The sequence below is a fragment of the Acaryochloris sp. IP29b_bin.137 genome (genome assembly GCF_028285745.1).
Lineage (GTDB): Bacteria > Cyanobacteriota > Cyanobacteriia > Thermosynechococcales > Thermosynechococcaceae > Acaryochloris.
Map to the genome: position 1 here is coordinate 1 of NZ_JANQOP010000062.1, position 2,608 is coordinate 2,608.

Annotated in this window: 1 protein-coding gene; it reads left to right on the plus strand. The window is 49.6% G+C overall.

Going from position 1 to position 2,608, the window contains the following annotated elements; all coding sequences use genetic code 11:
- Positions 1 to 179: 179 nt before the first annotated feature.
- Positions 180 to 2,411 (plus strand): glycoside hydrolase, encoded by a 2,232-nt coding sequence (locus Q0991_RS04720; protein ID WP_299485967.1) that lies wholly within the window; start codon positions 180 to 182, stop codon positions 2,409 to 2,411.
- Positions 2,412 to 2,608: the final 197 nt, after the last annotated feature.

Here is a 2,608-nt window from a genome sequence, read left to right on the forward strand (position 1 = left end):
TAATGGCCAAAAAACTATGGAGTTTGGGTTCTAATTGATCAATGGTTTCCAGGGCTGCTTCGGTAATTTCTTGGGCTGATCGCTCTTTCTTGACCAGCTGTTGATGCAACGCTTGGATGGATGCCATGCAGCAAATCCTTTTGTTTTGAAATGTGCCAATCCTCAGTATACGGTGACCTATGACTCACCCGCTTTATATCGCTTTTATTTGGCATCAGCACCAGCCTTTATATAAGAGCCGGGTCACCGGCCAATACCGCCTACCTTGGGTTCGATTGCATGGGACTAAAGATTATTTGGATTTAGTCCTGCTGCTGAGTCGATATCCCAAACTTCACCAAACCGTTAACCTGGTGCCGTCCCTGTTGATGCAGATCGAAGATTACGTGGCCGGAACCGCTGTCGATCCTTACCTAGCAGTGGCGACCTTGCCCACCGAACAGCTCACACCAGACCAGCATCGCTTTATTGCCCAACATTTTTTTGATGCCCATCATCAAACTTTAGTTGATCCCCATCCTCGCTACGCTGAATTGTTCTGTCAAAAGCAGGAAAAAGGGGAAGCCTGGTGCCTAGAAAACTGGGCGGCCCAAGACTACGGAGATTTGCTAGCCTGGCACAATTTAGCCTGGATTGATCCTCTGTTTTGGGATGACCCGGATATAGCCCGCTGGCTACAGCAAGATCGCAATTTTAGCTTGCAAGATCGCAAAGACATTATCGAAAAGCAGCGCCAGATTCTCAGTCGCATTGTGCCTCAACATCGGCAGATGCAGGAGGATGGTCAGCTAGAGGTGATGACGACTCCCTACACTCATCCCATTCTGCCCCTGTTAGCCGATACCTACGCGGGACGAGTGGCCTTTCCCCATATGGATTTACCCGAAGCTCAATTTCAATGGCCGGACGATATCCCTCGCCACCTCCAGAAAGGGTGGGAGATGTATGAAGAACGGTTTGGACGATCTCCCCGGGGACTTTGGCCCTCAGAGCAGTCGGTGAGTCCCCATATTTTGCCCTATGTCGCCAAACAGGGCTTTGACTGGCTCTGCTCCGATGAGGCAGTTTTAGGGTGGACTACCCATCATTTCTTCCATCGGGATGAATATGGCAATGTCTATGAACCTGAAATTCTCTATCAGCCCTATCGCTTAAGCACCTATGAAGGCGATCTGTCGATTGTTTTCCGAGATCACCGCTTGTCAGATTTGGTGGGCTTTACCTATAGCGCCATGCCACCAGAAGAGGCCGCCTCGGATTTAGTGGGGCACCTACATGTGATCGCAAACACCCTCATTCACCGTCAACCCGAAGAAGGAAGCGCTCTGGCAAAGCCCTGGCTGGTGACGATTGCCCTAGACGGCGAAAACTGTTGGGAGTTTTATGAGCGAGACGGTATTCCTTTTCTAGAAAGTCTCTACCAACAGCTCAGCGATATTGATGACCTTAAACTAGTAACCGTTTCCGAATACCTAGAGCAATTCCCTCCCCAAGAGTCCTTACCCACCACTAAACTCCATAGTGGATCCTGGGTCGATGGCAGCTTCACCACTTGGATTGGCGATCCCGTCAAAAATCGCGCCTGGGATTTATTAACTGAGGCCAGAAAAACCTTAGAGAAACACCCCGAAGCGACAGAGGAGCAGAACCCCGATGCTTGGGAAGCGCTTTATGCGGCAGAAGGATCCGATTGGTTTTGGTGGTTTGGCGAGGGACATTCTTCCAATCAGGATGAGATTTTCGATCAGCTCTTCAGGGAGCATTTAATTGCCCTCTATCAATCTTTGGACGAGCCAGTCCCCGAAGTTCTTCAGTATCCCCTGGAGGAACATCAGTCTACAGCGGACCACCGTCCTCAAAGCTTTATCCATCCGATCATCAATGGTGTGGTGGATGAACAGGATTGGGATCATGCAGGGCGAATGACCATTGCCGGTTCTAGGGGCACGATGCACCGCAGTAGCACCATCCAACGCCTCTGGTATGGCTTGGATCACCTCAATTTCTATATGCGGTTTGATTTTCAGGTGGGTAAAAAGCCAGGTGTGGACTCTCCCCCAGAACTACACCTGCTGTGGTTCTATCCAGGGCAGACCATGAACAATAGCCTGATTCCTCTCGGGCAAGTGCCCGATCAGAGTCCTCTCAACTATCGATACCACCATCATCTGGGCATTAACCTCACCAATCATGACATTTGGCTGGAAGAAGCCGCCGATCATGAACAGTGGCATGGTCGATCCCATCAGGTGCAAATCGGTCTTGATCAATGTCTAGAAATAGCAGTCCCTTGGAGCGATCTACATCTAGAACCGGACTGGCCCCTGGAACTGATCGTTGTTTTATCTAAGCAGGGTGAGTTTGTTGAACATCTCCCTGAGAATCGGTTGATTCCGTTGCAAGTTCCCTAAACATTCACCAGCCTCCATTCACTCAGCGTTAGATGTTGAGGAATTCGGATGTTGTGCTGGTAAGGCCCAAGAATCTCCTCATTAAATTCTGGTAGAAGAATGAGCTTTGGGGATGACAAGGTACTTCAAATCTAGAGTCAGCAGTAGATAGGGCAGTGTGATTTCAAAGAAAATAGGGTGGCCGAAACGACTACCCT

Coding starts and splice junctions, on each gene's coding strand:
- Q0991_RS04720 (WP_299485967.1), top strand. CDS start 180: ATGACTCACCCGCTTTATATCGCTTTTATTTGGCATCAGCACCAGCCT.